The 25,856-nt window shown below is 44.7% G+C and carries 28 protein-coding genes and 1 tRNA gene; 25 read left to right on the top strand and 4 right to left on the bottom strand.

All coding sequences use genetic code 11. The annotated features are described in order from the left end of the window. Positions 1 to 43: 43 nt before the first annotated feature. The 8 genes from NIASO_RS10820 to tssD (NIASO_RS10785) all read left to right on the top strand — a co-directional run bounded on the left by NIASO_RS10820 (position 44) and on the right by tssD (NIASO_RS10785) (position 8,089). Positions 44 to 1,099, top strand: a complete 1,056-nt coding sequence (locus tag NIASO_RS10820; protein WP_008585745.1) for a PKD domain-containing protein — start codon at positions 44 to 46, stop codon at positions 1,097 to 1,099. Positions 1,100 to 1,121: 22 nt separating this feature from the next. Further along, complete coding sequence (locus NIASO_RS10815) at positions 1,122 to 3,587, top strand: ATP-dependent Clp protease ATP-binding subunit (protein ID WP_008585744.1); 2,466 nt, start codon at positions 1,122 to 1,124, stop codon at positions 3,585 to 3,587. A gap of 210 nt (positions 3,588 to 3,797) precedes the next feature. Then, positions 3,798 to 4,250, top strand: coding sequence for a hypothetical protein (locus NIASO_RS10810; RefSeq protein ID WP_008585743.1), 453 nt, complete (start codon positions 3,798 to 3,800; stop codon positions 4,248 to 4,250). A gap of 26 nt (positions 4,251 to 4,276) precedes the next feature. Beyond that, positions 4,277 to 5,671, top strand: a complete 1,395-nt coding sequence (locus NIASO_RS10805) for a DUF5458 family protein (RefSeq protein ID WP_008585742.1) — start codon at positions 4,277 to 4,279, stop codon at positions 5,669 to 5,671. 148 nt (positions 5,672 to 5,819) lie between these two features. Further along, positions 5,820 to 6,209, top strand: a complete 390-nt coding sequence (tssD, locus tag NIASO_RS10800) for a type VI secretion system tube protein TssD (RefSeq protein ID WP_008585736.1) — start codon at positions 5,820 to 5,822, stop codon at positions 6,207 to 6,209. A 166-nt stretch (positions 6,210 to 6,375) separates the two neighbouring features. Continuing rightward, positions 6,376 to 6,933, top strand: a complete 558-nt coding sequence (locus NIASO_RS10795; protein WP_044046312.1) for a hypothetical protein — start codon at positions 6,376 to 6,378, stop codon at positions 6,931 to 6,933. 6 nt (positions 6,934 to 6,939) lie between these two features. After that, complete coding sequence (locus NIASO_RS10790) at positions 6,940 to 7,668, top strand: hypothetical protein (protein ID WP_008585733.1); 729 nt, start codon at positions 6,940 to 6,942, stop codon at positions 7,666 to 7,668. Positions 7,669 to 7,693: 25 nt separating this feature from the next. Next, positions 7,694 to 8,089, top strand: a complete 396-nt coding sequence (gene tssD / locus NIASO_RS10785; RefSeq protein ID WP_008585731.1) for a type VI secretion system tube protein TssD — start codon at positions 7,694 to 7,696, stop codon at positions 8,087 to 8,089. 383 nt (positions 8,090 to 8,472) lie between these two features. Here tssD (NIASO_RS10785) and NIASO_RS20655 read toward each other — a convergent pair whose 3' ends face one another. The 4 genes from NIASO_RS20655 to NIASO_RS10765 form a co-directional block, all read right to left on the bottom strand. Continuing rightward, positions 8,473 to 8,745, bottom strand: a complete 273-nt coding sequence (locus NIASO_RS20655; protein WP_044046310.1) for a GIY-YIG nuclease family protein — start codon at positions 8,743 to 8,745, stop codon at positions 8,473 to 8,475. Between the two features lie 4 nt (positions 8,746 to 8,749). Next, positions 8,750 to 8,836: transfer RNA gene (locus NIASO_RS10775), tRNA-Ser, on the bottom strand. A gap of 187 nt (positions 8,837 to 9,023) precedes the next feature. Beyond that, positions 9,024 to 9,788 (bottom strand): TatD family hydrolase, encoded by a 765-nt coding sequence (locus NIASO_RS10770; RefSeq protein ID WP_008585729.1) that lies wholly within the window; start codon positions 9,786 to 9,788, stop codon positions 9,024 to 9,026. Between the two features lie 133 nt (positions 9,789 to 9,921). Continuing rightward, positions 9,922 to 10,536 (bottom strand): polysaccharide deacetylase family protein, encoded by a 615-nt coding sequence (locus tag NIASO_RS10765; protein WP_025298877.1) that lies wholly within the window; start codon positions 10,534 to 10,536, stop codon positions 9,922 to 9,924. A gap of 166 nt (positions 10,537 to 10,702) precedes the next feature. On the opposite strand from NIASO_RS10765, the gene NIASO_RS10760 reads away from it, so the two are divergent. The 17 genes from NIASO_RS10760 (at position 10,703) to nuoL (ending at position 25,831) form a co-directional block, all read left to right on the top strand. Further along, positions 10,703 to 10,978 (top strand): hypothetical protein, encoded by a 276-nt coding sequence (locus tag NIASO_RS10760; RefSeq protein ID WP_044046615.1) that lies wholly within the window; start codon positions 10,703 to 10,705, stop codon positions 10,976 to 10,978. A gap of 9 nt (positions 10,979 to 10,987) precedes the next feature. After that, positions 10,988 to 11,902, top strand: a complete 915-nt coding sequence (locus tag NIASO_RS10755; RefSeq protein WP_008585723.1) for a PstS family phosphate ABC transporter substrate-binding protein — start codon at positions 10,988 to 10,990, stop codon at positions 11,900 to 11,902. A 62-nt stretch (positions 11,903 to 11,964) separates the two neighbouring features. Next, the gene (locus NIASO_RS10750; RefSeq protein ID WP_008585721.1) at positions 11,965 to 13,716 is read left to right on the top strand and encodes a tetratricopeptide repeat protein; all 1,752 of its coding nucleotides are present in this window, start codon (positions 11,965 to 11,967) and stop codon (positions 13,714 to 13,716) included. 119 nt (positions 13,717 to 13,835) lie between these two features. Further along, positions 13,836 to 14,228, top strand: coding sequence for an NADH-quinone oxidoreductase subunit A (locus NIASO_RS10745; RefSeq protein WP_052356675.1), 393 nt, complete (start codon positions 13,836 to 13,838; stop codon positions 14,226 to 14,228). 119 nt (positions 14,229 to 14,347) lie between these two features. Continuing rightward, a complete protein-coding gene (locus tag NIASO_RS10740; RefSeq protein ID WP_008585716.1) occupies positions 14,348 to 14,935 on the top strand; it encodes an NADH-quinone oxidoreductase subunit B in 588 nt (195 codons plus the stop codon). Between the two features lie 193 nt (positions 14,936 to 15,128). Next, complete coding sequence (locus NIASO_RS10735; protein ID WP_008585714.1) at positions 15,129 to 15,641, top strand: NADH-quinone oxidoreductase subunit C; 513 nt, start codon at positions 15,129 to 15,131, stop codon at positions 15,639 to 15,641. Positions 15,642 to 15,749: 108 nt separating this feature from the next. Beyond that, positions 15,750 to 16,970 (top strand): NADH-quinone oxidoreductase subunit D, encoded by a 1,221-nt coding sequence (locus NIASO_RS10730; RefSeq protein ID WP_008585713.1) that lies wholly within the window; start codon positions 15,750 to 15,752, stop codon positions 16,968 to 16,970. A gap of 93 nt (positions 16,971 to 17,063) precedes the next feature. Further along, a complete protein-coding gene (locus NIASO_RS10725; RefSeq protein WP_008585711.1) occupies positions 17,064 to 17,561 on the top strand; it encodes an NADH-quinone oxidoreductase subunit NuoE family protein in 498 nt (165 codons plus the stop codon). Between the two features lie 10 nt (positions 17,562 to 17,571). After that, a complete protein-coding gene (locus NIASO_RS10720) occupies positions 17,572 to 17,991 on the top strand; it encodes a VOC family protein (protein ID WP_008585710.1) in 420 nt (139 codons plus the stop codon). 31 nt (positions 17,992 to 18,022) lie between these two features. Continuing rightward, positions 18,023 to 19,384, top strand: a complete 1,362-nt coding sequence (gene nuoF, locus NIASO_RS10715) for an NADH-quinone oxidoreductase subunit NuoF (protein ID WP_008585709.1) — start codon at positions 18,023 to 18,025, stop codon at positions 19,382 to 19,384. Positions 19,385 to 19,505: 121 nt separating this feature from the next. Further along, entirely contained in the window at positions 19,506 to 19,811 is a 306-nt protein-coding gene (locus NIASO_RS20650; protein ID WP_008585708.1) for a GxxExxY protein, read from the top strand. 126 nt (positions 19,812 to 19,937) lie between these two features. Next, entirely contained in the window at positions 19,938 to 21,080 is a 1,143-nt protein-coding gene (locus tag NIASO_RS10705; protein ID WP_008585707.1) for a 2Fe-2S iron-sulfur cluster-binding protein, read from the top strand. 4 nt (positions 21,081 to 21,084) lie between these two features. Further along, entirely contained in the window at positions 21,085 to 22,164 is a 1,080-nt protein-coding gene (nuoH, locus tag NIASO_RS10700; RefSeq protein WP_008585701.1) for an NADH-quinone oxidoreductase subunit NuoH, read from the top strand. 287 nt (positions 22,165 to 22,451) lie between these two features. Beyond that, positions 22,452 to 23,009, top strand: a complete 558-nt coding sequence (gene nuoI / locus NIASO_RS10695) for an NADH-quinone oxidoreductase subunit NuoI (RefSeq protein ID WP_008585700.1) — start codon at positions 22,452 to 22,454, stop codon at positions 23,007 to 23,009. A 2-nt stretch (positions 23,010 to 23,011) separates the two neighbouring features. After that, complete coding sequence (locus NIASO_RS10690) at positions 23,012 to 23,512, top strand: NADH-quinone oxidoreductase subunit J family protein (RefSeq protein ID WP_008585699.1); 501 nt, start codon at positions 23,012 to 23,014, stop codon at positions 23,510 to 23,512. Positions 23,513 to 23,579: 67 nt separating this feature from the next. Then, a complete protein-coding gene (gene nuoK, locus NIASO_RS10685) occupies positions 23,580 to 23,906 on the top strand; it encodes an NADH-quinone oxidoreductase subunit NuoK (RefSeq protein ID WP_008585698.1) in 327 nt (108 codons plus the stop codon). Between the two features lie 17 nt (positions 23,907 to 23,923). Continuing rightward, the gene (gene nuoL / locus NIASO_RS10680) at positions 23,924 to 25,831 is read left to right on the top strand and encodes an NADH-quinone oxidoreductase subunit L (protein WP_008585697.1); all 1,908 of its coding nucleotides are present in this window, start codon (positions 23,924 to 23,926) and stop codon (positions 25,829 to 25,831) included. Positions 25,832 to 25,856: the final 25 nt, after the last annotated feature.

Below are 25,856 nucleotides of genomic sequence, written 5' to 3'. Positions count from 1 at the left end.
AAATTAAGTCTTAAAATAAATCGGCTGGTAAAAAATATATAAAATGCAAAAGAAACAATTCATGGTTTTTCGTCTGGACGATAATGTGATCATAACGCTGCTGGCGGTATGCATACTGGCGTCCCTGGCGTTTGTTTTGCGGTACAGAAGCTATAAGCCATGTAAAGATTTCTCAATCAATACTGTTGGAACAACACTAACTGCTGGACATATCGTGCGCTTCGAAACGGATGCAAAAGACTTTAAACGGCTGAGCTGGGATTTTGGCGATAATCAAAAAAGCGAAACAGAAGTGGCTTCGGCGTTGCATGCTTTTGATGATCCGGGCAATTACACTATTTCGTTGCTGGCTGATGGAAAATGTGTTGAGTATAAGACTATTACGGTAATTGCGGCACCAGAGGTGATCGATTCCTCGTTGGTCGCAAAAGTAATAATGCCGGCTACCGCGGTGGTGGGCACGCCTGTTTTGTTCAAAGACACGTCTTCAAAAGCAACTACCTGGGAGTGGCGTTTTGGCGAAACCGCGGTTGTGGACGGGGCGCTTCGTAACCAGGTATACACGTTTACAACACCAGGAATGAAAACAATATCTGTAGTCATTAATGGAAATTACAAAACACCACTGGTAAGAAAAATATATGTGAGCCCAAAAGAAGAGCGGAATATACCCGTTGCGGTAGCAGCGCCCCGTCCACGGGTAAACGAACGTCCCAATACCGACCCGTTAACACAACAAATAAATCCGCAGCCGCAACAACAGCAACAGGAAGCACCGCCACCTCCGGCGCCCTCGTACCCCGATGTATCGGCGGCTGATCTGAACCAGATGTTTCGTAACGTGGCAGGGGGCGGAAGGCCCATTTCCGATTTTGCAAAATATTTCTGTGATGGCAACCTGAACACTACCGTCATCCTGAACGGCAAATCGGTACCGTTTCAGCAGTTTTATAATAAAGTAGCCGCAGTAAAAAGAGGCGATAAACTCGCTTTTACCACAACCATATTTAAAAACAAGCCAAGCAATTGTATCAGTAAGCTCGAAATTATCGGCAAAGTGAAAGCCGGAATGTTTAATATGAGCTGGCGGGATCTGTAAGGGCATAAAAATAAAAAGCATCATGCAATTCTCAGAAACACTTGAAAAAGCAATCACCATTGCCAAAGCTATTGCTAAAGAAAACAGGCATAATAAATACGCAGCCCCGCATCTGTTGAAAGCCTTGCTGCATAAGGATGTGGAGCTGGATCCCGTGTTGGTTCAGGCAGATGTGGATGTCTATTACCTGGCAGACTGGGCAGAGGTACGCATTGAAGCCTGCCCTAAAGCGGCGGCTATGAAAGAAGACCTCCTCCCGGCAGACGATATTGCTACGCTGTTGGATGATGCAGACACCATCCGTATAAAAACCAATGATGACGCAATAGAACCCCTCCACGTATTGGCTTCTATAAGTACGCCGGGTATCGCTTTTTCTTTTGATCAGTTGAAAACCTTTCCCGTTCAACGGCAGCAGCTAATCGACCTGGCTTCCGTTTCCATCGCGGGCGTGAATCTTTTAAATGAGCTGGAAAAAAATACTGCGAGCGGAACTGCAAAAACTACAGCAAACAAGCAGGTGTTGCAGAAATATTGTATCGATAAGACGCTGATGGCATCGGAAGACAAATTGGATCCGATCATCGGCAGGGAGCAGGAGATCCGTATGATGGCAGAAATCCTCAGTCGCCGTACCAAGCCCAATGTGTTGCTGATCGGGGAACCTGGCGTTGGAAAAACAGCATTGGTAGATGGATTTGCCCTGGCTATTCAAAGTGGGCAGGTGCCGGCCTTTTTAAAGAATGCAAAAGTTTTTGAACTCAACAATGGCGCCATGGCCGCGGGAGCATCCTATAAAGGCGAAACAGAAGAGCGGCTGAAATCCGTGCTCAATGAAATAAAGCAATTCGAAAAAGGGATTCTTTTTATTGATGAGATCCATGCATTGCTGGACAAGAACGGCCCCTTTGCAGGAGCGGCTAATTTGCTAAAGCCGGAACTGGCCAAAGGTGCGATTACCATCATCGGGGCCACCACTATTGACGAATACCGGAAGAATTTTGAGCGGGACGAAGCTTTTGCACGTCGGTTTGAAACACTTACTGTGGAAGAACCCACGCCGGGTACTGCTTTCCGTATGATGAAAGTAGTGATGCCGCTTTACGAAGCCCACCATAAAATAAAAAGTCCGGACGATACAATGCATGAAGCGATCCGTCTCGCGAAACGTTATATAAAGGATCGCCGTTTGCCGGACGCTGCTATTGACCTGGCAGACCGGTCCATGGCGGCTTTGCGCCTGGTAAAAGATACCGGGTCGGCGCTGCTTGACGCCCGGAAAGCTGAATATGAAATATTTAAGAATAATACAGAAGCTTCTGTGCCATTGGAAGAATATCAATGGCATTACCAGCAATTGAAAAGCGGCATGAGCCCGGTAGTATGGAGCGCCGTTCCAACCGGTGAAAACCCGCTGGAAATGAAGACGACCGAAGAAATATTAGCTTATCTCGACAAGGTATATGAAATATTGAAACCTCTGGTAGCGGAAGATCGTACTACATTAGAAAAACACGATGTGATCGCCGTGGTGGCCGATAAAACCGGCATCCCGCTTGGAAAGATCCAGGCGCAGGAGAAAGAACGGTTATTAAATATTGAAGAGATCCTGAAACAGCGGGTGGTAGGTCAGGACCAGGCCATAAAGATCATTAGTGAGTCGATACTCGAATCCCGTTCCGGGCTGGGCAAGCCGGGCCAACCGATCGGATCCTTCTTTTTCCTGGGGCCTACAGGTACCGGTAAAACAGAATTGGCCAAGGCATTGGCCGATTTCCTGTTCCAGGACGAAACTAATATCATCCGCTTTGATATGTCAGAATTTAAGGAAGAGCATTCCGCCGCCCTGTTGTACGGAGCGCCTCCGGGATACGTGGGGTACGAAGAAGGCGGTTTGCTGGTAAATAAGATCCGTCAGCAGCCTTACTCTGTAGTGCTTTTTGATGAGATCGAAAAAGCGCATCAATCGGTGTTTGATATTTTTTTGCAACTGATGGATGAGGGGAAAATACACGACAAACTGGGCAAGGAAGGCGATTTTTCCAATGCCCTGGTCATTTTTACTTCCAATATCGGCAGTAAACATGTGGTGGATTCGTTCAATAAAAACGACGCCCCACCCGATGCCGTTAGTCTGCTCAATATTATGAGCAATCATTTCCGGCCCGAGTTCCTGGGACGCCTAACGGAGATTGTTCCGTTTGCCCCAATGAAAGAACAGATGGTGGAGCGCATTCTGGACATCAACCTGAAAGGATTGTATGCAGCCCTTGAAAAACAACAGGTCAGCATAGAAATAACGCCTGAAGCAAAGAAAAAACTGGCAGGCATGGGCTTTACGCCGGAATATGGCGCCCGGCCACTACATGGGGTGATTCGCTCCCAGATCAGGAGGCCGCTGTCAAAAAAGATCATTTCCGGCGAGTTGCTTCCCGGATCCAAAGCATTGTTAAAAGTTGAAAATGACGAGCTTATCTGGGGAAAATAACGGCGGGCAGCAGAAAGAGGCCCGTAGTACTTGTTTCCCGGTATTTTAATAGTAAATTATTATTGATTTGGTTTTTATTTTTAAATTTGTTTGAAATTAATTCCTATTTTTGAAATAAGCTAACTCAGAAAATACACCTGTATGGTGAACCATATTTCTGATAGCTCTCGGAAGTATATTTATTTGGACCTATTAAAAAATTTATAAGCTATGCCTTTAGAACCTTATGGTATTGGTGGTACGGAAGTAAAAACTGATGCGTTTGAAGCCTTTGCCGATATTCCCCAGAACCGGGTATTGTTAGCTGAGAAACTGACAGACCTCCCCCCCGTAAAACCTGAGATTGTACAGGGGCTCACCAATGTAGAATCCGTTTTTGCCCATTTTTCACCTTCTGTATCCATGGATTTTGAAACGGAAGAAGGCGCTTCAAAAAGGGAAGAACTGCATTTCAACGGCCTGCAGGATTTTGGGGCTAATGGCATTACCCATCAAAGTACTTACCTGAGCGAGCTGGATATGAAACGCAAGCAATATCAAAAAATTGTAAAGCAACTGAAGACCAATAAGCTTTTAAAACAGGCTTTGGCGGAAAAAGAAACCAAGGAAAATCTGCTGGCAGCATTAAAAGTATTGGTGCAGGAGCTGGAAAATTCCAAATAATTTATTTTAATCTATTCCAACAATATATGGCAACTGCTCAAAATAACCCCGCGGCTGAAGACCAAAATACGCATAAAGAGTTTAAGCAACCTGCGGTAAAAGAATTACGATCGCTCGATGCTCATTTGGATGCGCTCGCCCGTTTGGGCGGATTTGATCTGCTGGAATCGGCCATAGATAATGTGCAGAACCTGAACCCTGAGCGCAAGGCGCGAAAAAAGATCTTTTTAGATGAAGCGGCTAAAAAAGAAGAACGCAACGAGTTAAAAAAGACCTTAAGCTGGTGGATCGACGTGTTGGGTAAAACCGATGAGCTGGGTGAAATGGTGCAGGATTGCGAGCATCAGGCCGCAATTGCAGATAACACGCTAAAGTCTAATCTCAAAAAAGCCCTGGACCGTACCCGGGAGCTGGAACGTTCCTATCGTTCGGTGGCGTCTTTCTTTAAAAATACAGAAAGCCAGAAGGTTAAAAATATTTCCGTGATGAACGCGGAACTGGATCAGCTAAAAGATCTGGACAATACCCGTTTCATCGATCATATACAGGCCGAACTGGTAAATAACTACGATCGTCTTGATCTGCGTAATAACTACAGTATACTGGTATTGCCGGGCTACCTAGGCTCCAATAAAGTGGTGGAGAAATGGGCCAAAATCGCACACGATAATAAAGTGATGCTGGTAACCGATTTCGAAAACCTGGATACGCCGGATGATGTAATGGAATTGTTTGAAGCCGCCAATCTTACCGGCGGCGATCCCTACCGCTCCAATGTAATGATGGCCTGCAACTGGCTGGTAGGGCGCGGAAAGGTAGACGCAGTGGGAGAAGAAGACCATCTGTACATTCCTCCCTCAAGTTCTTTAGCGGGTAAAGTTTATTATACGCTGATGTCTCAGGTTACTGCCGGTAAAAAATACGGCACCATGAATGAGGTAGATGGCGTGAAATTTGATTTAAAGAAAAGTGAAATAGCCGGGCTGGAAAAACTGGGGTTGATCCCGATGGCGAAAGAGTACGGCAAGGTAATGGCGTTTTCGGCCAAAACCCTGTTTAATGGCGATAATATCGGCTTGCAGACCTATTCTGTAGTAAGGGTGTTCGACTATGTGGCAAAAGTGATGATGGACTTTCTGAACAGAAGGGCTTTTGAGAATTTTAACGCCAACACAAGAAAAGAACTGAATTCGCAGATTGTAAAGTTTTTAGATGGAATCACCGGACCGAGCAAACTGATCGAGAACTTTACGATAAAAAGATTTGAACAGGACCCGGTGCAAAAAGACCGGATCCATTTGGATATACATTTAAAGCCCTACTTCCCGGCTAAAACGTTCCTTATAAAGCTGGAAGGTCAGAAAGGTGATGACCCGGACGGAGTAGACTGGATGTCGAAGTACGAGCAGGAAGGTAAGTAGCACGTGATTTTTTGAGGGGCTAACGTATAAGGAGCAAAACCGGTATGCAGCAGTATGTCCTGGAACAGGATGGTATTGAGTGTGCCGCAACTATGTTTTTTATTTATAGTTTTTATACTTTTTATTTTTTAACCTAAAATGTACCATTATGTCGTTTAAAGCACAATTAGATGTGGCTGGACACAAAAACAATGTCATTGACATCAGCTACGCTTTGAAACAAGAGACCGATGCTACCGGTCGTCCTTCTACCATTACCCGCGGCGGTAAAATCTACATCACCGTTGAATCTACCGGAGACACTAAATTTTTCGAGTGGATGTGCAACAACTTCGAAAGAAAAGATGGTAAAATCACCTTCACCAAAAGAGACTCTGATGCTACTATGAAAGAGTTGAATTTCAAAGAAGGCTACCTGGTAGATTACCGCGAGAACTTCAGTTCTACCAGCGATAACCCCATTACTGAAACGTTTACCATCTCTGCAAAAGAGATCTCTATGGGCAACGCTTCTCACGTAAACCAGTGGGCTGTTTAATTTACTTTGAAGTAAGGATTTAAACTTGATTAGTTGATGACCCGGTCCGTAAGGGTCGGGTCATTTAATAAATGGGTATGGCGTAAAGTAATAGCTCATGAGTTTCAAGCACATCTGTCTGGTAATAGTAGCTTTAGGGACCCTGTTTCTTCAAAGTTGTAACAGCGTGTCAGGTAAACATAACAATACCGAAGTTGAAGATACCTATGGGAACACCAGGAGCCCGGTACAGGAAAAGAGTATCTTACCTTCAGACACTTTGATCCAGTGTATAAAAGAAACAAGTGCAAAAATTGCACTGGTTAATCAGGATCCGTCCCAATTATTTAAGGCATTTTCTGGCAGGTCCGCCCGGTACTTTATTTCTGATACCACTGTAAATGATCCTGTTGCAGGCACAAAGATGACCTATGTTCACTATTTTGCTGCCCAGCCAAAAAATGGATTCGATTCGGTGGCAGTTGAAATAAACCCGCCGATAGAAGGGGTGCAGGAATCCCGCTTGTTGCAGAAAATAAAAACGAGCTTTGGAGAGGGTACTTCCCGACTGGCCTTTGATAAAAAGCTGCGCGTAAAGGAAAATTTCGTTATTACAACCTTTAATTTAAGTAAAGATATTGCTCCAACACAAAATCCCGTTGTCATGGAAGTCCATAGCGCAGGCTATAAGGACGCTGCAGACCCGGTGAGAAGTATAATTATTTACTGCAAAAGGAAAATTTAAGCAAGTATGGGGGTTGAACTAGTACGTATAAAGGCATACATGGCTGTTGGCGGTCCCAGAAGTGCACATAATGTGGCAGGTGGAAATGAGGCATCTCCCACCAGGGAAGGGCGGTTCATTGTTTCATCAATTGGCAAACATGTAAGCAGCGGCGGTGGTCTTTATCCATTGTCGTCCGGTTTGCCATGGGGAACACCCTTAAGATTTAATAAAGAGATCCTGGAGGTTCAGCTAAACGATAGGTGGAAGCCTATTACAACGATCAATGCTGCCTGGTCAAATATGGACAACAGGGGCGCTGTGGAAGTAGTGCGTAGTATCGCAAGCGGAAACGGTTTGGGAAGAATTGTTCCGGATAAATGGGTGCTGAATGACTTTGGGCATGTAACCATTAAATATTTTCGAGACTTAAATAACAACGGAATGCTCGACAATAAATCAGAACGGGTCATGTCGGATTTTATACACACCACGCCGATTAATGAATTTGAAACCAGACAAAAGAAAAATGTAGCGCTTTTTGAATCACACGGCTGTGTACATGTTAAGCCAAAGGATATCGATGAAATGATAACAATGGAATACCTGAAAAAAGGAAATGTGTTTCAGGTTCATCCATACAACGAATATAATATTCCGAATTTTATGCTGATTAAGAAAAGAGTATCGCTTTACGAAGCTCATTTTTTCCCGGGACTTCATATACTAGCCGTATACAAAGCTCCCTTAAAATAATTTTTAAATTTTTAAACAAATAATCATGTCATTTATAGCAAAATTTTCTATTGACGGTGTCGAAAGAAATGTACTCAATTGTAGTTATCGGTTAACACAAGTGACGGATGACACAGGCCGGCCGACTTCCATACCCAGGGGGGGAAGTATTGTTCTTACATTGGAAAGCAACGGTAGTGTGGATCTGTTTGACTGGATGATTAGTTCTACCCAGACGAAAAATGGCAAGATAACCTTTTTCAGAAGAGACAGCATGAGCAAACTCATTACGCTTAACTTTACAGATGCTCATTGTATTGATTATATGGAAGAATTCAATCACAATAGTGAATTTCCTATGCAGATCACATTGCAGCTAAGTGCAAAAGAATTGAAGCTGAATGATTCCGCCTACAAAAATAACTGGCCGGGCGAGAATTAAATGGTTTCTTAAAATAGAGCAAAAGAACTCCGGGTAATTTTTTACCTGCGAAAAGTATAGGCTGTATATATGGTTACAAAAAATTGGAGGCGCAACTACTATTTTAAAGGAAAACCAGCGACACAAAAATTACGAAAATATTTTTCTTTTTTTAGCCCTTGTTGGTGTTGCGCAGGAAGTAAGAAGATCGGCAAAAACATCAACAAATTTCCCTTGGTGCTACCCAATTGAAAACCGGTAAACAAAAATAGCGTTGATCATCAATGCATTTTGCGGAGACGGCGAGATTTCCCGAGCATCGGGACGATACTGTTTCCCGTATACACACTTTCTCCCGTTACGACGGGACTCCTTCAACTACTCAACTTGAGTTTGGCGAAAATCTATTGCCAGTCCTTTCTCCAATTCTCAATTAATTGGAGAATATATTTTCTGCTTTTTGTTTTTTTGATTTGCCGTTCTCTTTTAATGGCTTCGGAACGGGAGAGGAAAACTTCGAAGTAAACAAGAGAAAGCGGTCTTTTAGATGCGGTGTATTTACTAAAGCCGTCAAAATGTTTAGACATCCGTCTGTCCAGATCATTACACTGCCCAACATAGAACGACCTGTCCTTCTTGCTTTGTAAAATGTATACAAAACAGGTGTTGTTTTTCATTTTGCGGAGACGGCGAGATTCGAACTCGCGATACAGTTTCCCGTATACACACTTTCCAGGCGTGCTCCTTCAACCACTCGGACACGTCTCCATTATATTAATTTCCCTTTCTTTCAGCCAAAGATCAAACTTTCGAACTTACATCTCTACCTCACACGATGATACAGTTTCCCGTATATACACTTTCTCCCGTTGCGACGGGACTCCTTCAATCTCGCATTCCTGCGGGAGACGCGTCTCCAATATTGAAATGGGCTGCAAAAATACGGTTTCTGGCGCTATAAAGCGAATAATTTTTTAGCATTCGCCGTTGTGATAGCTGCCAACTCGTTTACATGCATTTCTTTTATATCCGCCAGTTTTTGCGCCACCTGCAACAAATAAGCAGGTTCATTCCGTTTGCCGCGATAGGGGACCGGCGCCAGGTAGGGCGCATCAGTTTCCAAAAGGATCTGATCCAGCGGTAACTGCTCTAATACCACATCCAGGCCAGACTTTTTAAAGGTGAGTACTCCGCCAATTCCTAAGTAAAATCCTTGAGCAATGATCGCTTCTGCCTGCTCCAATGTGCCGCCAAAACAATGAAAAACGCCGCGCAGTCCCTCTGGTGTGTACTTTTTTATCAGCGCAATACAATCATCGGTCGATTCCCGGCTATGGATCACTACCGGTATATCATATTGGACAGCCCATTGCAACTGCTGTTCAAAGGCCTCTATCTGCTGTTGTTTATGAGTGATGTCCCAATAATAATCGAGCCCCGTTTCGCCAATAGCAACAAAAGCCCGCTGTTGCAGCATTGTTTCGATAATTGCAAGTTCATTAGCGAAATCTTCTTTTACGGACACAGGATGCAGCCCTATCATGGCAATACATTGTCCCGGATAACCAGCCTCCAGTTGTAGCATGGACGGGTGCGTTTCGCTATCGATAGCCGGCATCAAAACAGGACTAATCCCTGCGGTAAAGGCCCGCTGCAGCATTTCCTCCCGGTCATTATCAAATTCAGTGGCGTAAATATGTGCATGGGTATCTATCAACATAACAACAATATTAACAACTTTTTTTTTGACAATCTCTGTAAAACGGGCTAACTTCACCCTTAAGTTTTCATAGGGTACGGATTAAAAATCGGGCTTGGGTATTCACTCAGGCCCTCTTGTTTAAAAAAAGATTTCAGGCAATGGCCTCAAACGTAAAGCCCGCCGCGGAAAGCTGTTCCAGGGCCTTAGGCAATACATATTGCAGGTTGTTGAATGCCTTTTGGCTGTCGTGAAAAACAATGATCGAGCCGGGAGTTGTTTTTCTTACAACATTGGCCAGGCATTTTTCAGGCGCGAGCGATTGATCGAAATCTCCGCTCAGTACATCCCACATTATAATGCGAAAGTGCTTTTGACGCAATAAATACCCCTGTTTCCGGGTAATGCGCCCGTAAGGAGGGCGAAACAGATCGGTATTGATAACATTTGAAGCCTGCAAAATATTGTCAAGGTAAATATGCGTGTCCGTACGCCATCCATTGAGGTGGTTATGTGTATGATTACCAACACGATGTCCTTCTTCGAACAATTGCTGGTACAATGCCGGTTCGGCCTGCACGTTCTTACCAATACAAAAGAACGTTGCCCTGGCATTATAATGTTTTAATTGCTCCAGTACAAAAGGGGTCGCTACCGGATGGGGTCCGTCATCAAAGGTTAAAAAGATTTTTTTTTCACGGACCGGGATATCCCATATATAACCGCCATACACTTTTTTCAGCCACGATGGAGTTTTTATAAAATACATATTCCCTGTAAATATAACCATAACATTTGCCGTAGAGAAATGGCAGCGCAGAAACTATTTTATAAATACCCCCAGCGTCTTTATGGTTAAGTTAAAGATCAGTTTTACCCAGCTCCCAAGGTTATGGAATTTTAAAATTTTGCATCTAATTAGAAAAATCTATAAATTGCCAACCCTCATTAGCGATATGACGATTAAATCAAATGAAGATTATGAACGACAGCGGAACAAACGGGTTGCGGGCATGCGATCAGTTTTGGATTATGCAATGGGGATACTGATCATTTTTGTGGGTATTTTTTTGATTGTTCGCAATAAGCTGGATATAGCGTTAAATAAACGGTTTCCGCCCGACGCAATTGATTGGTTTTTAGGTAGTCTTTTTGTGATATACGGCATTTGGAGGATCTACCGAGGGTATAAAAAGAATTATTTTAAATAGCAATAGGGGATGAGAACCGCGTTAAAAATAGTAGCCTTTGTGATGGTTGCAGTCACGCTTTCCTGTGGAGGTGGCGGGAAGCAGTACGATTATTCCGACACGCCGGTCAAGGGAAAGATCACCATCAGCGTAGATGAATCATTCAAACCTATTGTGGACGCGCTTATACAGGTGTATGAATCCAATAATGACAGCACAAAAATTAATGTGGAGTACAAACCTGAATCGGAATGTATTAAAGATCTTTGGAATGATAGCATCCGGATGGTCATTTCAACGATAAAGCTTAGTGACTCACAGATGCAATCAGTTATTGATTCTATGCATGTAGTTGTAAATCAGTTACCTATAGCTAGAGACGCTGTGGCAGTAATTGCCAATCCCGCATCAAAGGACACTTTGCTGACGATGGCGGAAATAAAAATGATCCTGACGGGCACTTATACGCAGCCGCTGGTTCCGGTGGTGGATGGATTGCAGGCTACCAGTACTATACGCTTTTTGATGGACAGCGTACTGCAGGGGCGGCAACTTACGGCTAAGGCGATGGGTGCCAGTACCAGCGATTCTGTAATTAACTATGTTTCAAAGAATCCCAACGCCATCGGGTTTATTGGCGTAAGCTGGATTGGCAACCAGGATGATGCGCAACAGTTAAGTTTTTTAAAAAAAGTTAAAATTGTTCAGATAGAAAGCAGCGATAAGCCGGGAAAATATGTCTTACCCGTACAGGCTAATATTTATACCAAAAGATACCCGATGACAAGGGATTTGGTATATATATTGAAAGAAGGACATAGGGGCCTGGGCTCAGGGTTTGCTAATTTCATGAGCGGCGAGATCGGGCAACTGATTTTTAAAAGAGCCTATCTGATGCCTGGGCGGAGAAATTTTATCATCCGCCCTGCGGAAACGAAACAGTAGGATAAAAAACTTATATATTTACACGAACTATTATTTACTGGTAAAACTATAAAATTAGAAAAATGATCAACAAAAAAATCCATCTCCTTGCATTAACAGTGATCCTGGGTGCAGCGGCCAACGCGCAATCCGTACAGGATGGTGTTAAGGCGTTGTACGAAGGCAAGGTATTAGGAGCAAAATCGATTTTTGAAAAACAGGCAGACAAACCCGAAGCTACATATTGGTTAGTGCGTGCGGATGTTGAAAACCAGGACAAAAAAGGTGCGCAAGCAACGCTGGACAAGGCATTGGCTGCAAAACCAAGTGAAGCATGGCTATTGGCAGCAAAGGGGTATTTGCAATTAACCAATGGTAAAGCAAACGAAGCCAAGCAGAGTTTTGAGTCAGCCCTTACGGCGAGCAAGGGTCGCAGAGGGAACGATCCCGATATCCTGAACGCAGTAGGCGGGGCGATTGCCACCGAGTATAACAATATTGATAAGATAGGCGATATTCAATACGCCGTTCAGAAACTGGAAGAAGCCAAATCGCTGACAGAAAAAAGCAAGGATAACTGGATGAAAGCCGATGTGCTGACAAACCTCGGAGACGCTTATCGCAAGGCATTCCCTGGCGACGGTACCAAGGCTTATGGCGCTTACAGCGATGCTACTACGGTTGACCCCAGTTTTGCGAAAGCTTTTCTGAAGACAGCGATGATCTTTAAATCGCAGCGGAACTATGAGCTGTTTTTACAGAATTTAGACAAGGCTACGGCGGCTGATCCGGCCTATGTTCCGGCGTATGATGCGTTATATCTCTATAAAATTGGTACAGCTGATTTTAACGGTGCAAATGCCGTGGCGGATAAGATTATCGCCAATTCAGATCCCAGCCCCTGGAATGAATACTACAAAGCGCAAACTTTTTACTTCAACAAGCAATATGATCAGGCGATAGCATCTGCCAATGGCATTTTACAAAAAATGGGGGATAAAGTAAAACCCAAACTGTATAAATTACTGGCCTGGAGTTATGTGGATAAGGGAGATGCGAAGTCGGCGTTGCCTTTCATGGAAAAATATTTTGCTACTGTTAACAAGGATGATATAGATGCGCAGGATTACGGACTGAAAGCAACGGTATATGCGGCAACACCTGGCAAGGAAAATGAAGTGGCACAAGCCTATGATGAAGGGTTAAAGGCGGATACCACAGTTGCAGGCAGGGTAAAATTACTTCAAGATGCGGCTAAATCTTTTGGCGATAAAAAACAATACGATCTGCAAGGAGCAATGTTGGAAAAACTTGCTGAAATTAAACCGGAAGCACAGCGCAGCGTAAATGACTATTGGTTGGCAGGGAATGCTTTTTTAACCGGAAAACAATATGAAAAAGCATGGAAGGATTTCGATATAATGAGAACAAAATATAATCACCCTTATGGATATTTAATGAGTTTTAGAACCAGTTCTATTTTTGACTCAACAAATGCCAAGAATGTGATGGTGCCGGACGGAGAAAAATTGATTGAGTTTTCGAAAACTGACACTTCTAAAAATGCAAAAACAAATCTTTTTAGTACGGCAACGGCTTTGGCAACTTATTTTGTGAATGTTGCCGGCGATAAGGACAATGGCTTAAAATACCTTACTCTTGGAAGAGACAATGCTCCAGACGATGCCACAAAACAACAGTTACAAGGCTTTATTGATCAGGTAAGTAAAATGAAACCTGCAGGATCTAAGGCCCAATCAAGTGCAGCGCCAACTTCAGGTCAGAGTGCGGCTAAAAAAGACTCGGCAAGCGTAAAGCCAAAATCGCCGAAATAAACAGGTTAATAAATGTTTTTTTAAACAGCCTCGAAATTTTTCGGGGCTGTTTGCTTTTTACCGGTTAAAAAAAGGTTTTGTTAACAGGTTACCTTATTTTTGCGTATTGCATAATTGAGATGATTAATTTAGCTATACAAACCGATCTGGATACTACAAGTTCCTATCTACCAATTGGATTGCAAATTATTTTTGCCGCTGGCCTGATTGCCACTTTAATGGGCGTAACCCATTTATTAGGGCCAAAAAGAAAGACGGATGATAAATTGCAGAACTTTTCCAGTGGTATTGAATCGCACGGGCAGGCGCGTCAACCCATGGCCATCAAGTATTTTTTAACAGCAATTTTATTCGTTCTTTTTGATGTGGAAGTCATCTTTTTCTATCCTTACGCTGTTAATTTTAAAGAGCTGGGATGGGCAGGCTTCTGGGCCGTGCTGCTCTTTGTAGGTTTTTTCCTGTGCGGGTTTGTTTACATTATTAAGCGTGGAGCGCTGAAATGGGAGGATTAGAGAATATAAAATATTGAATGTAGAATAGTAAATGTAAAAGTGCGTTGGGCCCGGAAGGTCTTGTTGTGAAAAGCGGTTTTACATTTTACATTTAATATTCAGAATTTAAAATTTAAAAAATGCGTCCTGTATCATATAATATTAAGCCAAAAAAGGCAGACTTGAAAGACAGTCTGATGATGGCCGAAATGCCGGAAGGGCATCAGGGAGAGGGGTTCTTTGCCACCTCACTGGACAGTGTAATTGGGCTGGCACGTAAAAACTCTTTATGGCCGCTGCCATTTGCCACTTCCTGCTGTGGTATTGAATTTATGGCCACGATGGCCTCTACTTACGACCTGGCCCGTTTTGGCAGCGAGCGCGTGGGCTTTTCGCCCCGCCAGTGCGACCTGTTGATGGTGATGGGCACCATCGCCAAAAAAATGGGACCCATAGTAAAGCAGGTATATCTTCAAATGGCCGAGCCGCGCTGGGTAATAGCCGTGGGCGCCTGTGCCAGCAGTGGTGGTATTTTTGACACTTATAGTGTATTGCAGGGGATCGACCAGGTGGTGCCGGTAGATGTGTACGTGCCGGGATGCCCGCCCCGGCCGGAAGCAATATTGGACGGCGTGATGCGGATCCAGGACCTGGTGGGAAAGGAAAGTTTGAGACGCAGGAATGGCGAACAATACAAGGCGTTATTGGAGAGTTACGGAATAGAATAATTCAATGTGAAAATGTGTGAATGTGGAGATGTGTGAATGAATAATTGATCGTTCTGTTGATGGTGCATATAAGTTTGGAGGTGGTTTTTTGTGTGGTTTAAAAAAGGAGAAATGGTTATAATTAATATTGATAATTTGAAAGTTCGATGATTCGCATTTTCACATTTTCATATTTTCATATTTTCAAATTAACATGGCATTGACCAACGAACATATAAAAGAAAAACTGGCTGAAAAATTTGGCGATCAGGTTTTTGATTTTAAAGAGGAGTATGACTTATTGAGTTTCACCTCGGATAAGGAACTCAACCTGAAAGTACTGAATTTCTTGGTAGAGGAGGCATCCCTGCAATTTACTTTCCTGACGGATTTGTGCGGCGTGCACTATCCGGATAACAAAGGGAAAGAATTGGCGGTGGTGTACCACCTGCATAATCTGCGGGAAAATGTACGGGTACGTTATAAGGTATTTACCGATGTACAGCACCCGGATGTGTATACGGCTACCGGTGTTTTTGCAGCGGCAAACTGGATGGAACGGGAAACGTATGATTTTTACGGAGTTAATTTTATCGGGCATCCCAATTTAAAGCGCATCCTGAATGTTGATGAGATGGATTACTTTCCGCTGAGAAAGGAATATCCGCTGGAAGACCAGAGCAGGGTGGATAAGGATGATGAAATGTTTGGCAGAGGTTCGCTGTAATGCTGAACAGAATTACCGGACGTTGAAGAGAGTGACACAACCGGGGCTGATAGTAGTGCTGCAGCCGGCATCATAAAAACCAGAGGTTAATTTTTTTGAATATAGGTTATGAGCGATCATGTTTTATTACCAAGTGGCAGTATAGAAAAGCAAACCACCACACTGAACCTGGGGCCTACGCACCCGGCTACGCATGGGGTGTTCCAGAACATTATTGAGCTGGACGGGGAGAAAATTGTGGCGGCTGATTCAACTGTGGGCTATATTCACCGGGCATTTGAAAAAATTGCCGAACGCCGCCCCTTATACCAGATCACCCCGCTTACTGATCGTTTAAACTATTGCTCGGCGCCTATTAACAATATGGGCTGGCACCTGACCTGCGAAAAACTGCTGGGCGTAAAAACGCCCAAGAGGGTGGATTACCTGCGGGTGATTATCATGGAGCTGGCGCGCATCACGGATCATTTAATTTGTAGTTCTATCATGGGCGTGGATGCCGGCGCCTATACCGGGTTCCTCTATGTTATGCAATACCGGGAACTGGTTTACGAAATTTACGAGGAGATTTGTGGTTCCCGCCTGACGACGAATATTGGCCGCATTGGTGGCTTTGAGCGCGATTTTAATAATACAGCCTTTGAAAAGATTGATAAATTTTTAAGAGAATACCCCGCTGTACTAAAAGAGTTTGAGGACTTGTTTACCCGCAACCGCATTTTTATGGAGCGTACGATGGGAACGGGGCCGATCTCTGCCGAACGTGCCTTAAACTATGGGTTTACTGGCCCTAACCTGAGAGCAGCGGGTGTGGATTATGATGTACGTGTGGCGGCGCCTTATAGCCGTTACGATGAGTTTGATTTTGAAATACCCGTGGGTAGTACCGGGGATTCTTATGATCGTTTCCAGGTGCGTAACGCTGAAATGTGGCAGAGCCTGCGCATTATTGAACAGGCCATGCAGAAGCTGAACAATTTGAAGGGGGGAGAAGCCACCGAATACCATGCTGATGTGCCCGAATATTATCTGCCTCCCAAAGAAGATGTTTATACAAAAATGGAAGCCCTGATCTGGCATTTTAAGATCATTATGGGTGAGATCAATATGCCCGCCGGCGAGGTATATAATGCGGTGGAAGGGGCTAACGGGGAACTGGGATTTTATTTTATCAGCGATGGGGGGCGTTCTCCCTATCGCCTGCATTTCCGGCGCCCCTGTTTTATTTATTACCAGGCTTACGCCGAAATGGTAAAGGGGCAGATGCTGAGCGATGCCATCATTGTAATGTCGTCCATGAACCTGATTGCGGGGGAAATGGATGCGTAAAATAATTAGGTAATGAGTCAATTTGAAAATTGGAGAATGAAGTAGTAAAGCGAACAATTTTCAAATTTTCAAATTTTTAAATTTTCAAATTGGATGATTCAGTTTTCAGAAGAGCAATTAAACAAGGTGAGCGAGATCATAGCTCGTTATCCGGAAGGCAAGCAAAAAAGCGCGTTGCTACCCGTGTTGCACCTGGCACAGGATGTATTTGGTTGGCTGAGCACCGAAACCATGGATTACGTGGCCTCTTTGTTGAAAATAGAGCCAATTGAAGTATATGAGGTAGCTACTTTTTATACCATGTACAACCTGAAACCAGTAGGCAAATATGTTTTTGAAGTGTGCCAGACCGGGCCTTGCATGATCCAGGGAAGCGATGATATCATTGCCTATATTGAAGAAAAGCTGAGCATTAAACCCGGGGAAACAACCGCAGACGGAATGTTTACCCTGAAAGCGGCTGAGTGCCTGGGGGCTTGTGGTTATGCGCCTATGATGCAGATGGGTAAATATTATAAAGAACACCTGACCAAAGAGAAAGTGGATGCGATCATTGCGGAGTGCAGAAGCGATATATCTGTAAACAATTAAAAATAAAGCGATGCAGGCAATTACACCGTATTTGAACTTTAATGGCAATGCTGCCGAGGCCCTGGATTTTTACGCCAAAGCGCTCGGCGGTCAGATCGTACATAAACAAACTTTTGGTGATACCCAGGGCGATTACCCGGTGGCGGAATCCCATAAAGACAAACTAATGCATGCGCTGTTTAATGCCGGTGAACTGAGCTTTATGGTGAGCGACTGCCCTCCGGGCGTTAGCGTGACCAGCGGCAATGCGATAAGCCTGGCGTTGAATTTTACAGACGAAACCAGCATTGCAAATGCCTTTAATGCCCTTGGTGAAGGCGGAACGGTTACCATGCCTTTACAAGATACTTTCTGGGGCGCCAGGTTTGGAATGCTTACGGATAAATTTGGTTTCAACTGGATGTTCAATTACGATAAGCCCAAAAGCTAATGACAACCGGTTTTGGAAAAGGATAAAAACAATGAGCAGAAAATTACTTTTAGAGAACGCGCATATTGAAGGCATCCGGTATTACGATGTGTACCGGAAGAACGGTGGCTATCGTAGTGTAGAGAAGGCCTTAAAAATGACGCCAGAGGAAGTGGTGGAAGAGGTAAAGAAGAGTGGCCTCCGGGGGCGGGGCGGGGCCGGTTTCCCTACCGGGATGAAATGGAGCTTTATTGCCAAGCCGGAAGGCGTTCCGCGTCACCTGGTTTGTAATGCAGATGAAAGCGAACCGGGGACTTTCAAGGATCGCTACCTGATGGAGTTCCTTCCGCACCTGTTAATTGAAGGATTGATCGTTTCCAGTTACGCGCTGGGTTCCAACACTACATACATATATATTCGTGGCGAATATGCCTGGATCCCTGATATTTTAGAACAGGCAATTGCAGAAGCAAAAGCGAATGGGTTCCTGGGCAAGAATATTTTAAATACGGGCTTCGACTGTGAGATCTATGTACAGCGGGGTGCCGGTGCGTATATCTGTGGTGAAGAAACGGCATTGATCGAATCGCTGGAAGGGAAGCGCGGCAATCCACGTATTAAACCTCCCTTCCCGGCAGTGAAAGGTGCCTGGGACCGCCCTACCGTGGTGAACAATGTGGAAACCCTGGCGGCAGTGGTGCCCATCATCAATATGGGTGGTGAGGAATATGCCAAGATCGGCGTAGGCCGTTCTACCGGAACAAAGCTGATCTCTGCCTGCGGCAATATTAACAAGCCGGGGGTTTATGAAATAGATATGACCATCTCCGTTGAGGAATTTATTTTCAGCGAGGAATGGTGCGGCGGTATCAAAAATGGCAAGCGGTTAAAAGCCTGCATTCCCGGCGGATCTTCCGTGCCCATCCTGCCCGCCAACCTGTTGCTGAAAACAGCCAAGGGTGAGCCGCGCATGATGAACTATGAAAGCCTTGCTGATGGCGGATTTGCCACCGGAACTATGATGGGAAGCGGCGGTTTCATTGTGTTTGATGAAGACCAATGTGTGGTTAAAAATACCTATACATTAGCGCGGTTCTACCGTCATGAAAGTTGTGGGCAATGTTCTCCCTGCCGGGAAGGAACCGGCTGGATGGAAAAATTATTATTGCGGCTGGAAAAGGGGCAGGGTAAAACAAGCGATATAGATTTGTTGTGGGATATACAGAGCAAGATAGAGGGTAATACGATCTGTCCGCTCGGTGATGCAGCGGCATGGCCGGTGGCGGCGGCGATCCGGCATTTCCGGGATGAGTTTGAATGGCACGTAACCCACGCTGCGGAAGCGCAAACCCGGAATTATGGATTGGCGCATTATGCGGATCCGTTACAGGTGCCGGAGCCCGCGGCGGTATAAGTGGGTATTTCACGCAAGGACGCAAAGGGCCAGGACGCAAAGCAAATTTTATGACCGAAAATGAAATCGCAAAAGTTGTTTTTGATATTTCACTGGAAATGCATAGAAATTACGGGCCGGGTTGTTTGAAAGTGTATACGAAGAAATTCTTTTTTACGAGTTAGTACAGAGAGGGATTTCTGTGGAACGACAAAAACCGATTCCTGTTTTTCATAAGGAAATAAAAATGGAAATTGGTTTTAGGTCAGATTTAATGGTAGAGAAGAAAGTAATTGTCGAAATAAAATCGGTAGAAGAGTTGGCAAGAGTTCATTATAAGCAGGTAATTACTTATTTGAAATTAACTGATTGTAGGTTAGGGCTTTTGATCAATTTTAATGTTGATTTATTAAAAGAAGGATTTCACAGGATAGTGAATAAGTTATAGCGCCTTTGCTCCTTTGCGTCCTTGCGTGAATTTGTTTAGGCATGTTGAAGGACGGAATAAAAAGAGTTGTGAACAAATTATAAAAATTGCGTAGCTGCTTCGCTGTGAGCGCCGCGAGAAATAAATATGGCAGACGAAATTAAACAACAACCACCTGCAAATTTTAAGGTAACAATTGACAATGTTACGTTAGAAGTGCCACCCGGTACTACTATTTTGCAGGCGGCCAGACTGGTGGGTGGGGATGTAACCCCACCTGCGATGTGTTTTTATACCCCCCTCAAAGGCAGTGGTGGTAAATGCCGTACCTGCCTGGTGGAAGTGAGCAAGGGCTCCGAAAAGGACCCGCGCCCCATGCCCAAGCTGGTGGCCAGTTGCCGTACCACCGTGATGGACGGTATGGAGGTAAAAAGTATTACCAGTGAGCGGGTTATTGCAGCACGCAATAGTGTGGTGGAGTTCTTATTAATTAACCATCCGCTGGATTGCCCTATTTGCGACCAGGCAGGTGAGTGTGATCTGCAGGATCTTAGTTATGAACATGGTAAAGAGGGTTCCCGTTATGAATTTAAGAAACGCGTATTCAAAAAACACAACCTGGGCAAGTATATCCAGTTGCACATGACGCGTTGCATTTTGTGTTACCGTTGTGTGTTTACGGCGGATCAACTGACCAATAAACGTCAGCACGGTATTCTGGATCGGGGCGATCATGCGGAGATAGCCACTTATATTGAAAAATCGCTGGATAATGAATTTATCGGAAACGTAATTGATGTATGCCCCGTGGGGGCCTTAACGGATAAAACCTTCCGTTTTAAGAACAGGGTATGGTTCACCAAGCCGGTGGACGCCCATCGCGATTGCCCCACTTGTTGTGGTAAAGTAACGCTATGGGCGCGTGGCCCTGAAGTGCTGCGGGTTACTGCACGCAAAGATCAGTGGGGCGAGATCCTTCCCGATGATGATGGTAAAACGGGCTGGATCTGTAACGAATGCCGGTTCGAGAAAAAGGATGTGAAGGATTGGATCATTGACGGACCGATGAAAGTAGCGCGGCATTCAGTGATCGGCGCCAATCACTATGAAGTGCTGGATACACCCAAAGAGACCATTGATGAAGTAATGGGGCGTGCGCCTAAATTACTGATGGATATTCACAGTGTGAGCGAAGTAAATGACCCTAACGTGGATCTGAGCAAGATTGACGGCCCGGCAACAGGAGCTGTGTTCAACCACAAAAAAATGATCGGCGAAAAAAAGGATTAAAACTATGTTTTTACTGGCTATTGATTGGTTTTTTATTATTGAGAAGTTGGTGCTGATTGCGGCTATTGTTACGCTATCAATGGTAGTGGCGATGTACGCCACGTATGGCGAACGGAAGGTAGCGGCCTTTATCCAGGATCGTATCGGACCGAACCGGGCCGGCCCTTTTGGCTTATTACAACCGCTAGCAGACGGCGGTAAGCTGTTTTTTAAGGAAGAAATTATTCCCCTGGCATCTTCAAAATTTTTATTCATCCTCGGGCCTATGCTGGCGATGGTTACGGCTTTGCTGACCAGTGCGGTGGTTCCCTGGGGAACTGCCTTGAAAGTAGGGGAACGTATAGTGCCTTTACAGGTGGCTGATGTAAATATCGGGATCTTATATGTTTTTGGAGTAGTGAGCCTGGGCGTTTACGGCATTATGCTGGGGGGCTGGGCTTCCAACAATAAATTTTCATTGCTGGCGGCTATCCGCGGCGCTTCGCAGATGGTTTCTTATGAGCTGGCGATGGGCATGGCGCTGATCGCGGTGCTGATGCTGACGGGCTCTTTACAAATGAGCACCATCGTGGAAAGCCAGCGGGGCGGCGCTTTGGGCGGATTGGCCAGTTGGAATATATTTGGCGGCGGCCAGATCCTGGGGTTCCTGATCTTTTTTGTTTGCGCCCTGGCGGAATGCAACCGTACCCCTTTTGACCTGGCTGAAGCAGAAAATGAACTGAACTTTGGATACCACCAGGAATATTCCAGTATGAAACTGGGCTTTTACCTGTTTGCGGAATATATCAATATGTTTATCAGCGGGGTGATCATGTCGACACTGTATTTTGGCGGGTATGATATCCCTTTTGTAAATGAAACCGCGCTGGCGGGGCATATTGGCCAGAACTGGGTAGCCATTCTTACTTTCCTGTGTTTATTTATTAAAGCGCTCATTTTTGTATTCATATTTATGTGGATCCGCTGGACCGTTCCGCGTTTCCGTTTTGATCAACTGATGAACCTGGGCTGGAAACGGCTGATCCCGCTGGCCTTATTGAATATGATCATAACGGCGCTGGTGGTGCTTTGGCTGAAGAAGTAGATTTAATTTGAAAATTTGAGAATGTGGAAATGTGAAAGTGTGGGAATGTGAGAATATTAAATGGATGAAACCGGCGTCATCCCGATACCTGCGAAGCTGGCGAGGGAGCTCGTACCGGTGAGAGGAGAAGGGCTAATTTGAAAATTTGGGAATGTGGAAATGCCGGGGCAATGGTGAATAGTGAATTGACGATAGTAGTACTGATGCAAAAGAGTGCGACGCAACAAAGCTGAGCTTTGCACTAAAGCTGGTAACAAAAAGTAAAAAAATTAAAGTGCTAAGGAGTAATGAGTGTACAATTAACAAACAGAAGCAAACCCGTTGATCGCAGGCCGATGAACTGGGTGGAGCGTATGTACCTGGTAAATATTTTTAAAGGAATGGCGATCACCTTAAAGCATTTCTTTAAAAAGAAACCGACGGTTCAATATCCGGAGGAGACCCGACCGTTCAGTAAGGTGTTTCGCGGGCTGCATATTTTAAACCGGGATGAGGAAGGGCGTGAACGCTGCACTGCCTGCGGATTATGCGCGGTGGCCTGCCCGGCGGAGGCCATTACCATGGAAGCGGCAGAGCGGCAGGAAGGCGAGGAAAATTTGTACCGGGAAGAAAAATATGCGGCCAAATATGAGATCAATATGCTGCGTTGTATTTTCTGCGGCTATTGCGAAGAGGCTTGTCCGAAAGATGCGATCTATCTTTCGCAAACTTTTACCCCATCCAATTATACACGAAAAGGTTTTATTTATAAGAAAGAAGATCTGCTGATCCCGAATCCGCTTACCGATCCGGAAGGGTTTAAAAAAGCACAGGGTGAAATTCAACAGGCAAAAGAAACGATTTAAAAATGAATATAACGCAGGTTTTGTTTTGGGTACTTACGGTCATCGCCATTGGCAGTGCATTAATGGTTGTTACCGCCAGGAACCCCGTGTATAGCGTGCTGGGGCTGATTGTGACCTTCTTTGCTATTTCGGGGCACTATATTTTAATGAACGCCCAGTTTTTGGCGATCGTGAACATTATTGTTTATGCGGGAGCCATTATGGTGCTGTTCCTTTTTGTGATCATGCTGATGAACCTGAGCAAATCGACCGAAGCCTTAAAGAACAAATGGCTGCAGATCGTGGGCGCCATTGCCGGGGGCTGTCTGTTCCTGGTGTTGGTGGCGGCATTAAAAAATACAGAGGTAAAGAAAGATCTGGTGGAAATGGGCACCGGAAATATCGGATTAGTAAAAGAGCTCGGACGTGAATTGTTCACCACTTTTGTGATCCCTTTTGAAATTGCCAGTATTCTGTTTTTAAGCGCCATGGTGGGCGCGGTGGTGATCGGGAAAAAGGAATAAGAAATTAGAAATAAGGAATAATAAATCAGAAATACTGATAACTAATAACTGATAACTCACAACTGAAATGCCGATTAATTATTATATAACACTTGCACTTTGCTTGTTCTCGATTGGGGTGGTGGGCGTTTTAACCCGCCGCAACGCGATCATTGTTTTTATGTGCATAGAACTGATGCTGAATGCCGTAAACCTGCTGCTGGTGGCGTTTTCAAAGATGCATCATATAGCAAAAGGGGCAACAGCGGTTACCGGAACAGACGGACAGCTATTTGTTTTTTTCATTATGGTGGTGGCCGCGGCCGAGGTAAGTGTGGGGCTGGCGATAATTGTAATGATGTACCGGAATGTACATTCGATAAATATTAATTTCTTAAACAGGCTGAAACATTAACCGGATCCCGTTTTATTATGAAGAATGTGTTAGATATCGTTTATTTAATTCCCTTGCTGCCATTAATAGGCTGTCTCATAAACGGGCTGGGAAGAAAAAGTTTGTCGAAGAGTGCTGTTGGGTTTATCGGCAGTGGTGTGATCCTGGTTTCATTTGTTATAAGTCTCTGGGCCTTTTTCCAGGTACATGCAGGCAATACGCACACGACCGAATATTTCCCTTTTATTAATGTAGGCAATTTAAAGATCCCCTTTGCATTCCGGATCGATCAGCTTTCTGCTATCTGGCTGCTGATCATTACCGGTGTGGGCTTTTTGATACACGTGTATTCAACCGCATATATGCATGATGAGGAATCCGGACAGTATGGCAAATATTTTGCCTACCTGAACCTGTTTGTATTTTCCATGCTGCTGCTGGTAATGGGCGCCAACTTCGTAATTATGTTTATCGGCTGGGAAGGGGTGGGTCTTTGTTCGTATTTGCTGATCGGTTTCTGGTTTAAAAGAGATGAATATGCACGTGCGGCGAACAAAGCATTTATTATGAACCGTATTGGCGACCTGGCCTTTTTGATCGCCCTGTTTATGATCATTAGTAAAGCGGGAACCACAACCTTCAGCGATGTTTTTACCAGCGGAACGTTGGCGAAGTTTTCCACTAAAGAACTTACTACAATTACCTTGTTACTATTTGTTGGCGCAACGGGGAAAAGTGCACAGATCCCCCTGTATACCTGGTTGCCGGATGCCATGGCGGGTCCTACCCCTGTATCGGCATTGATCCACGCGGCTACCATGGTTACGGCCGGTATTTACATGATCGCCCGTTGTAACCTTATGTTTTCAATGGCGCCACAAACGTTGAACGTTATTGCTATTATCGGCATCGCAACGGCATTGCTGGCGGCATCGATTGCTTTAAAGCAAAATGATATTAAAAAGGTATTGGCCTACTCCACCGTAAGCCAGTTGGGGTATATGTTCCTGGCCATCGGCAGCGGCGCTTATGTGGCTGCGGTATTCCATGTAATGACCCACGCGTTTTTTAAAGCCTTGCTGTTTTTAGGCAGTGGTAGTGTTATTCATGCAATGGGCGGCGAACAGGATATGAGAAAAATGGGCGGTCTGTCCAAATATATGAAGATCACCAATATCACTTTCCTGCTGGGCTGCCTGGCCATTGCCGGCATTCCCGGTTTTTCGGGTTTCTTTTCTAAGGATGAGATCCTGGCGGCCGCTTTTGCCAAATCCCCTTTACTATACGCACTGGGGCTGATCGGCGCGCTGATGACGGCTTTCTACATGTTCCGCTTGTATGCTACTACTTTTAAAGGAAGCTTCCGCGGCACCCATGAGCAGGAGCATCATTTGCATGAAAGCCCTTCGGCTATTACCATTCCGCTAATTCTTCTCGCTGTGCTTTCTGTAGTAGGCGGGTTTGTGGGTATTCCTGAATTTATGGCACAGGGGGCACATTCCCTTGCCGATTTCCTGGAGCCGGTTTTTAAAGATTCGTATGCATTGCTGCCCATACACGAAGCATCACATAGCACGGAATGGATGCTGGCGGGTGTATCATCCGTATTGGTGATCGGGGTAGTGATCTTCGCCTGGAATAAATTCTCAAAAAAGCCGGATATGGAAGCAACTACCGGATTGGGAAAGGTATTGGAAAACAAATGGTATGTGGATGAGTTGTATGAAACCATCATTGTAAAACCGCTTAATGCCCTGGGTACTTTCTTAAATAACATATTTGATAAAAAGATTGTAGACGGCATTGTGAATGGTGCGGGACGCCTGGTAAGCTATGGAAGCCGCCAGTTGCGCTGGCTGCAAAGCGGGCAAACCGGGGCTTATATTTTGATGATGGTGCTGGGGATGGTATTGATCTTTGTTGTACAACTTTTCTTAAGAAAATAGTACCGCCATTAGAAAACCTGAGAAC

Origin of the sequence: Niabella soli DSM 19437, assembly GCF_000243115.2 — a bacterium.
Classification (GTDB): Bacteria; Bacteroidota; Bacteroidia; order Chitinophagales; family Chitinophagaceae; genus Niabella; species Niabella soli.
Note: the sequence above shows the minus strand (reverse complement) of the source record. Positions and strands in the feature narration are given on the sequence as shown.